Source organism: Flavobacteriales bacterium (genome assembly GCA_013001705.1).
In the GTDB taxonomy this organism is placed as follows: domain Bacteria; phylum Bacteroidota; class Bacteroidia; order Flavobacteriales_D; family JABDKJ01; genus JABDLZ01.
The window spans coordinates 1-8,297 of sequence record JABDLZ010000166.1 but is presented as its reverse complement, the minus strand read 5'-3'; the positions used below and the strand labels follow the sequence as shown (position 1 = coordinate 8,297).

General features: G+C 48.0%; 9 protein-coding genes. 2 read left to right on the top strand and 7 right to left on the bottom strand.

Features of this window, described 5'->3' with window-relative positions:
• The 6 genes from HKN79_06955 to HKN79_06930 form a co-directional block, all read right to left on the bottom strand.
• A partial coding sequence (locus HKN79_06955) for a hypothetical protein (GenBank protein NNC83299.1) occupies positions 1–1,575 on the bottom strand: 1,575 nt, incomplete at its 3' end.
• A gap of 18 nt (positions 1,576–1,593) precedes the next feature.
• A complete protein-coding gene (locus HKN79_06950) occupies positions 1,594–2,358 on the bottom strand; it encodes a hypothetical protein (protein ID NNC83298.1) in 765 nt (254 codons plus the stop codon).
• A 49-nt stretch (positions 2,359–2,407) separates the two neighbouring features.
• The gene (locus HKN79_06945) at positions 2,408–3,583 is read right to left on the bottom strand and encodes a glycosyltransferase (GenBank protein ID NNC83297.1); all 1,176 of its coding nucleotides are present in this window, start codon (positions 3,581–3,583) and stop codon (positions 2,408–2,410) included.
• A gap of 39 nt (positions 3,584–3,622) precedes the next feature.
• Complete coding sequence (locus tag HKN79_06940; GenBank protein NNC83296.1) at positions 3,623–4,531, bottom strand: hypothetical protein; 909 nt, start codon at positions 4,529–4,531, stop codon at positions 3,623–3,625.
• Between the two features lie 2 nt (positions 4,532–4,533).
• Positions 4,534–5,109, bottom strand: a complete 576-nt coding sequence (locus HKN79_06935) for an RNA polymerase sigma factor (GenBank protein ID NNC83295.1) — start codon at positions 5,107–5,109, stop codon at positions 4,534–4,536.
• Positions 5,109–6,086 (bottom strand): hypothetical protein, encoded by a 978-nt coding sequence (locus tag HKN79_06930; GenBank protein NNC83294.1) that lies wholly within the window; start codon positions 6,084–6,086, stop codon positions 5,109–5,111. The genes HKN79_06935 and HKN79_06930 overlap by 1 nt, the downstream gene beginning before the upstream one ends.
• 86 nt (positions 6,087–6,172) lie before the next feature.
• Here HKN79_06930 and HKN79_06925 point away from each other — a divergent pair, with 86 nt between their 5' ends.
• Both HKN79_06925 and HKN79_06920 read left to right on the top strand, forming a co-directional pair.
• Entirely contained in the window at positions 6,173–6,466 is a 294-nt protein-coding gene (locus HKN79_06925) for a DUF493 family protein (protein ID NNC83293.1), read from the top strand.
• 5 nt (positions 6,467–6,471) lie between these two features.
• The gene (locus HKN79_06920; GenBank protein ID NNC83292.1) at positions 6,472–6,867 is read left to right on the top strand and encodes a hypothetical protein; all 396 of its coding nucleotides are present in this window, start codon (positions 6,472–6,474) and stop codon (positions 6,865–6,867) included.
• Here HKN79_06920 and HKN79_06915 read toward each other — a convergent pair.
• A partial coding sequence (locus HKN79_06915) for a DUF349 domain-containing protein (GenBank protein NNC83291.1) occupies positions 6,859–8,297 on the bottom strand: 1,439 nt, incomplete at its 5' end. The two genes, HKN79_06920 and HKN79_06915, sit on opposite strands and share 9 nt — an antisense overlap.

The window sequence follows — 8,297 nt, the reverse complement described above, 5'->3', positions numbered from 1 at the left end:
GCGTAACCCCACAAAGAGTATGGACAGGAGCACACCTAATCCAAGAAATGCCGAATAGATGCCATTGGGCACTGGGGAGAGAGGAGTAGAAGGGACCGTTGCCTCCTCCAGGATCTTGTTATCCGTGGTGAACCCTGCCTTGGAAATTCGATACTCGATCTTCCGCTCGAGTAGGTTGGTGTAGTACTTCTCGTTGATATTGTACAATCGCTCGTATCGTGCGTATTCGAGCTCCTTGACCGGTAGACCACTGAACACGGCTTCCAGTTCACTGTAGCGTTCCTGAAGCATTTCTCGTCTGGCATCGTTCTTTGACTGGAGCGAATTGATGCTTTCTACAATGAGATTCTTCTGGATCTCTATACGGTAGTCCAATGACTTGGTATACTCGCTTTCCTCGGTCATGTCGAAGAACATCTCTTCGCGCTCTCGAAGCAGTTCTCCCAGGTCGGAGAGCAGTTGCTGCAGGTTATTCTCGAACTCGCTGCCTACGATGACCGCCATGAGATTGTAGACATCCAGTCCGGTCTCGGATTCGCTCACCTTGGAGATCTCGTCCAGCAGATTATCGGACATCCGTAGATTGAAAAGCTGTTGTTCTGCCTCGTTCAGCCGGTCCAGATATACCCCGCTTACCTCACTCAGTTGATTGATCTTGTATTCCTGCTTGAATGAATTCAATAGAAACTCAGCATTCCGGAGATTCTCACTCACTGTATCCAATTGACTCTCAATGAAATCGAGAATACGTTCAGAACTCTTCTCCTTACGTGCACGATCGTACTCTAGAAAGGTATGGGCATGCGCCATGGCCAGATCCTTCGCCAATCGAGGATTCTGATTGGTACACGAGATGACCAAGGTCTGAGCATTCCGATTGAGGATACCGGCCTTCAGTTGTTTGGAGAATTCATCTTCTAGGGCCTCCTTTCTGGTAAGGATGAAATAGCGTTGATTACCGAGCTCGGTATCTGCCATACGCTCTTCATTATCAACCAGCAGGACCATTTCCACAAAGCCGAGGTCGATACGTTCTGTAGCAGAATAAGGTCCATACTCTATCTCGCGATGCGTGATGAAGAAGCCATTGACCTCATCCGATTTCAGGAAGAAGGGTTCATTGAAGGCCAAGCTGGAATCCTGAACGGAGAGGATACGTATCTCATATCCAGCGTTCTGATAGTGTTCACTACCTCTGAGTTTTCCCTGCTCGAAATACCGGACGGGCAATTCCAGATTGTCCAACGTGCGGCTGAGCATGAATCCGGAATTGAGCAGTTCGATGTCGGAAGAGAGCTCATTGCCTTCCATGTAGTTGCCTACATTGAGGATCTTATTGGCTTGATCATCCTTCTCCAACTGGAGTGTGACACTTGCCTTGAAAGTAGGGACAGAGTATCTCAAGTACAACCTCGCCCCGATACCGAAGATCAAGATGATGCCGATGATGATCGGAAGCGACCTCTTGAGAATGTGAACGAACAGGCCGAACTCGAACTCGTTACTGAAGTTCGTGATCCGGTCACGGTAGCGCTCGAAACTCTCGTTGAAGCTGCTTATTTCTTCTTGTCTCATTTGGAGCTAACGAAATCCCTATTGATTTCTGATGATAGTTACCAAGGCCAATGTCGTGGTGATCAGAGAAAGAATGGGCGTGATGTCACGCAGTACCTCTCTTGCAATCTCTGGATTCGGCTGGACATATATGATATCATTGGCCTGCACGATGAGGTTTCCTTCTTCGATACCTTCGATTGTGGATAGATCGAGGTGATAGACCTCTGTACCTGTATCTGCATTTCGGATCAATTTGACGCGAGATGCATTTCCACGCTGGTTGATTCCACCTGCTCGTGCAAGGACTTCCACCACGGTCATGTTGTCTGTGATGTTGACCACCTCGGCCGTTCCACCGGCTCCGGGAGAGACGATCACCCGATTGTTGACCACCGAGAGCTGTACGAAAGGTTTGCGATAATACTCTGCATAGAGGCCTTCGAGATATTTCTCAGCTTCTATGATATTCATACCCTTGAGATTCACCCTACCTAGGGTCGGTAGTTTGACCTGTCCATCACGCTCTACCAAGTAGGTCAGCCCGAACTGACGGATGGCCTGAGCATTGTTTCCTCCTTGGGTCTGTGTTTGACCAATGACATCTACGAGCTTATACCCGTCATTGGTGAAAAGATTGAACCGTAGTCTATCGAATGGACTGATCTCATAGTCGACACTATCTACGGTAGGAATGTCATCGAATTCATAGTCGACCGGAGTCTTGAACATGATATCCCTGTTCACTGTACAACTGGCCATTGCTACAATGACGAACAGCATGAACCAATAAGTCCTTTTCATAATGTACTGAGCAAATTCCCGCAAAGGTATGATTTAGGGATGTGATGGGTTAATCCAGCGAATGATAGAGCTGAGTGATATCATCGACCAGACGGCTGTAATGGAAGCGGTCTTTTACAAAATCCCATCCTTTCTCGCCCAATCTGAGTCGATAATCTGCATCATCTACCAATCGAAGTAGGCTCTCATTGAATGCATCTTGGTCATTGGGCGGACAAAGAACGGCCGTTTCTCCAGGCAATACGATATCCTGGATTCCTCCTACGTCAGTGGATACGATCGGGCGGTTGGCCGCTTGCGCTTCTATGAGGCTCACTGGAGTACCTTCATTCTTCGAACTCAGAGCGGCAATGTCTATTCCTGCATTGGCCGTATCGATGTCTTTCATCCAACTGGTAAAAGTCAATTGATCATCCTCATCTATCTCCGGGTCATTGAACGGTATCTCCAATCTACGAGCAAGTTCTTCCAACTCTGGTCGAAGTTCTCCATCTCCTATGATGAATGCTCTTACCTTCTGATGACTGTTGTCGATGATATAGCGTACGGCCCGGATGAACATCTCATGATTCTTGATAGGCACCAATCGACCAACGATGCCGATAGCCACCGTATCGTCACTCAATTGATAGAACTCTCTGAAATCCTTTCTCTTGCGCTCGAAATCGGTCTGGAATCTATCCAACTCGAACCCGAGATTTACCACAGTGACCTTATCAGCCTCTGCAATCTTATAGATGTCCACCAGTTCATGTTTCTGCTTCTCACTGATAGCAATGATCCTCGAAGAATTCTTGGCCATGTAGCGCTCCACCGACTTGTAGACCGATGTGGTCAATCGTCCGAAATAGGAGTGGAATACGTGTCCATGAAACGTGTGGACCATATGCGGTACGTGCAAGTTCTTGCCCGCTAATCGACCCAGCGCTCCTGCTTTAGATGCATGGCTATGAATGATGTCCGGTTTGAATTCCTCTATCAATTCACATATCTTCCGGTAGGCCTTGTAGTCGTTTATCAAGTTGACATCCCGTTTCATCTCAGGGATGATGATCGGTTCCAACTGAAGTCTATCGATGATGTGAAGCGAATTGTCCTCTGTGTAGTCCTTCTTTCCACCTACCAACATGGTATCGAATTCATCAGGCAGATATCTGGATAGATAGGCTGCGTTGAAGGTAGGACCACCTAGATTGAAACGATTGATTATCCGTAGGACGCGCATGGAAGGATGCAAAGGTAAATCCCTAGGGATACCTGTCCATCATCGGGCCGTATACAGCAGCTCGATCAATTCCACAGGTACTGGTTGCGGCTCTATGTACCTTGCACCTTGATCACCCGCTTCTGAGGTGTATCCACTATGGACTTGAGAAGCTGTCGTAGGGCTCACTGCTCGGCTAGAGATTATTTCCTCATCTTTTCTCTTGTCGACTATTGGGGAATCATCAGCTTCCACATCAGAGTCGAATCTCTCATCGATCACCTCTGCGAGGCTTTCTGCTTGTTCTTCGACCGATGCCGTAGACTGTTCTCCCAAAGGAGATTCATCCATTGCTGGAGGATCCATGATGTCAAGCTCGCCTGCGACTGCGTGATCACTTCCAAATTCCTCTTCCTTGGTCGATACGGTGGATGGAAGCGCCTTACTTTCATCAGATTCCGTTAAATCGTTATTCAGCTCTTCATTCTCTTCATCTAATAGGGAAGAGGTGTCATCTTCCAGTCCCATTGCATCATCACTGTTCGGGGTCCCATCTTGTTCAGAGGGAGTTTGTTGGACGATCTTGTCTGATTCCAGAGCTGGGTCATTCGTAGACAATACCCAGAAGACTCCTCCCAAAACCAGAGCCAACCCGGCCAATTGCAATGCTGGTCTTACCACGTATGCTCGACCCTGCCAGAAAGCAGCTATGCTATTGAGCCAGATGGTGAATCGAGGTCTGGCATGGTGCGATCGGTGCTTGGCGATGAGTTCTTGACGAAGAGCAGCAGGGGGATCCACTTCCGATCCGGGTTCGAGCACAGCGAAGAGGGTATCCCTCATGAGATCATACTCCTCCTTCCCATCGATATGTTTGAGCACATACTGGCGTTCTTCGGGAAGAAGTTCTTCGTACTGCTTCTCTTCGAGTAATTGTTCCAGGTCTTCAGGTCCGTATTTCTCTTTCATGATCACTGTCTTTTTGGATCGAACTGTGCCAGCCCGACCGATAGTTTTTTCAGGGTATAGAATAGCCTGGATTTCACGGTTCCTTCGCTGCAATCCATGACTTGGGCTATCTCTTTGATGGATAGTCCTTGCTTGTAGCGCATGATGAAGGTGCTGCGCTTTGCATGGTCCAGATGTTCGAGTTCTTCAGCCAATTGCTGCTTGAACATGGAGCGGTCATAGCGATCCTGTTGGCCGATCAGATGCTCGCCATAGACCTGCTTGACTCCATCGGCATGGCGAGATCGCACTTCATGGCTCCGGTACTCATTCTTACACATATTGGAAGCGATGGAGTATATCCAGGTACTGAATTTGTTCCCTTCCTTGAATGAACCTGGACTCTTTATTAGCTTGGTGAAAAGGTCCTGGGTGAGGTCTAAAGCTTTCTCCTCATCGTTCCACAGCATACGTCTGAAGTAGTTGACCATGCGTTTTGCATAGCGGTCATAGAGTTCTGTGAAAGCCGCAGAATCCCCTTCGGCACTCCGGAGCATCAACTGCTCATCCGTCCATCCACCATATTCGCTACGTAGCATCACTCCACCAAGAGTTTTTTCAGTGAAGTGGCACCGTTACGGTCGAGTATCTGGTCGATCTGTGATTCGATGGTCTGAGGGTCGATCTCGTATTCTGATGAGACTCGAGCCTCTTTACTGGCTGCACTCAGAAGCGGAATGAGATTCATATCCAGTCTGACCTCAGGGGGATCTGAAATGATCCGCTCGATTAGTTGTTTATGACTTGTATAGAATTCCAGATTATAACCTACAGGAGGCGCTGACTCGGAAAAGACTCCTCCGTATGCATATACCTCTGGTGCCGCTGAGCGTATAATGCTGGGGTCCAGAGTAGGACTCAAGAGGATGGTCTGTTGCGGATTCTTCTCGCTGAATTCGACTATGAATTGAGAGTAGGATCTGAATTGTGGGGTGTGAAAACCCATCTGCGACAATCGATCGAGGAAGAGGGTGTCATTCAACCAACTGACTCGGATAACGAAGGGAGATCCGGGATTCAGACCGGTGCTGAGGATCAACGGACGGGTGTCGGTCTCTCCTTGTGTGAAAAGTAGGGTACTGGGCTCCTGTACGCCTCCTAGCAATTCTGCATAGTCCATCATATCACGATAGAGTCCTTTATCTTCTGCGATATCCATTATCTGAGATAGAGATGCTTGATTCCCAGACATTCCATACAACTCCACACAAGAGCCTATCACTTCAGGATGCGATGGATTCAATTGGTAGGCCTGCAGAAGGGAAGGAGCCAGACTGAGCTTCTGGTCACTTTCGAGATAGGTATCGAAATGGACTTGGAAATCATCTTCTGATAGCGAGGAGGAATTCTGAAGGACTTCGGAATCCTCTTCATTACGCTCCTTCATATCCTCCATTTCAGCGGGGACCGCACTCCTCTTCAACACATTGGAATCCTTCAAGGTGTCCTGAAGGGTCTCTTGCCCTTGGGAGACTAGCGCCAACAACAGCAAGATGGGACACAGAAGTGATCGCATCAAAAGGCTCATCGATTTCATACTACAATATACACCTCAGTCCAGGATTGGTTCAATCTACTTGAATCGATGGATTTTAGCTGTAAATGCGGATATTTGCAGCGGATATGGATGATGAGAAAAGAGAGGATCTGAGACAGAAATTGGAGGCATTCCATACATGGCCTTCGGTCTATATATACAAGTTCATCTTTCCAACGGACATCGATAAGTTGGCGGAATTGAAAGAACGCTTTCCTGAAGATGTAGAGTACTCTTTGAAGTCATCGAGTACCGGAAAGTACACCAGTGTCACCATTAAGGAGATGGTGCTGAGTGCTGATGTCATCTTCCAGCGCTATGAAGATGTTTCGGAGATCGAGGGAATCATCTCATTGTAGGACAGATGGAAGAGTGGTGGTCATTGCATGAGGAGAAGTTGAAGATCGCCAGTGTGGTGGTCGCTTCCTTGGTCCTCTTGGTATCGATCTATCGTTGGTTACTGCAGAAATGGCGTTCGGACGTGAACCTGAGGCGCTATGCCTATCTCTATCCCTTGGATGGCAATGTGCTGTTGAGAAAACAGTCGATCAAGGTGGAAGTACCAGTATCTCAGTTTATCGAGCTGAGTTTGACCGATGAGAATGGCCGGGCTACAGAACTCTTCAACGGTGAAGCCCCCGAGGGTATGCTCGAGGTGGAGTTGGATATGAGTCAGATGGCGACAGGTGATTATGAACTCAAACTCTCGACCGATGATCAGACCGCTCTGAAACGCTATGCATGGACGGCTTCAGACTGAGGCCTTATCGATCATCTTGAGCATCTGTTTGAGCTCATCGATGCGTTTCTTGTTCCTATCGATCTTCTTCTCGACTTCTATCATCAACGGATTCTTCCCTGAACGGTCGTTGAAGAAGCCCAGATTGTTCTCATACTGCTTGATATCCTGAGCGAGCTTGTCGATCTGCCTGCGGATATGCTGTTTCTCACGATTCACTGAGCGAGGGTCGTTCTTGATGGAATCGAGTTTGTGTTGCATGGCGATCGATCTCTTCTCTTGGTCATCCAGCCTCAATTGCTTGTAGTGCTTGTCCAGTGCCTCTTTGTACTCCTTATAGATGCGGTCTTTCTGCTTGAAAGGTACATGGCCTATCTGATTCCACTCTTGGCTGAATCCCTTCAGGGTCTCCAGATTTTGAGCTTTAGCATCGGATGGAGTGAAGGCCTTGATGCGTTCAATGATGTCTTCTTTGACCTTCAAGTTCTCCTTTTCTTCCTTTTCACGCTCCTTGAAGCTGCGATTGCGCGCATTGAAGAAACTGTCGCAATGGCTCCTAAACTGCTTCCAGAGTTTGTTCTCGTCCTTCTGGAAGGTGGGGCCGATCTCTTTCCAGTCTTTCTGTAGGTTGATCAATTGATCGGCTGTATCTTTCCAGTCGGTGCTGGCGGAGAGCTCTTCGGCTTTTTTGATCAGTTCCAGTTTCTTTCCCTTTCGGGCCTCGTACACCTCTGATTGTCCCTTGTAGAATTCCTTCTTGGCATCGAAAAATCGGTCACAGGCTTCACGGAATTCCTTCCAGACAGACTCGTTCTCCTTGCTGAATCCTACCTTCTTCCAAGCTTCTTGTATAGCAAGGACTTTATCAGTGCTGTTATTCCACTCTTTGCGCTTGGAACGATCCTTCTCAGCAATGTCTTCCACTTGTTTGATGAGGGCCTTCTTCTTTTCCAGATTCTCGGCCATCTGGGCCCGCTGATGCTCATAGTGGTCATTGACCTTGGCGATGTGCTTGCGTGCTTCACCCCAGAATTCTTCTTTGACCACTTCCCACTCGTGCTGGAAAGTAGCGCCTATGTCATCCCATTTTTTGATCAGCCCTTTAACTGCTCGATCGAGTTCTTGGATATTGTTTTCCTTCTCCAGGGCACGTACTTGGGCTACGAGTTCTTTCTTCTTCTTCAGATTGACCTTCTTGTCATGGTCGGCCAGTTCCTTGTAGATGCTTATGTTGTAATAGAAAGTCTCCTGCAATCGGGAGAACTCGGTCTGCGTACGGCTGTACTGGTCACGTGGTACATCGCCCACTTCATTCCAGCGCTCTCTGATTTCATTGAACTGATTGAAGGCCCTACCGATATTCTCTTCATCCTGTATGAGGGTGCGTAGCTCCTCGATCAGGGCTTCTTTGGCCTGGAGGTTTCCTCGTTGGATCTTGAGCTCTTCTTGGC

What these genes read in the sequence shown, in the direction of transcription:
- HKN79_06950 (NNC83298.1), bottom strand. Translation starts at nt 2,358, where the DNA reads ATGAAAAGGACTTATTGGTTCATGCTGTTCGTCATTGTAGCAATGGCC.
- HKN79_06930 (NNC83294.1), bottom strand. Translation starts at nt 6,086, where the DNA reads ATGCGATCACTTCTGTGTCCCATCTTGCTGTTGTTGGCGCTAGTCTCC.
- HKN79_06935 (NNC83295.1), bottom strand. Translation starts at nt 5,109, where the DNA reads ATGCTACGTAGCGAATATGGTGGATGGACGGATGAGCAGTTGATGCTC.
- HKN79_06920 (NNC83292.1), top strand. Translation starts at nt 6,472, where the DNA reads ATGGAAGAGTGGTGGTCATTGCATGAGGAGAAGTTGAAGATCGCCAGT.
- HKN79_06940 (NNC83296.1), bottom strand. Translation starts at nt 4,531, where the DNA reads ATGAAAGAGAAATACGGACCTGAAGACCTGGAACAATTACTCGAAGAG.
- HKN79_06925 (NNC83293.1), top strand. Translation starts at nt 6,173, where the DNA reads ATGCGGATATTTGCAGCGGATATGGATGATGAGAAAAGAGAGGATCTG.
- HKN79_06945 (NNC83297.1), bottom strand. Translation starts at nt 3,583, where the DNA reads ATGCGCGTCCTACGGATAATCAATCGTTTCAATCTAGGTGGTCCTACC.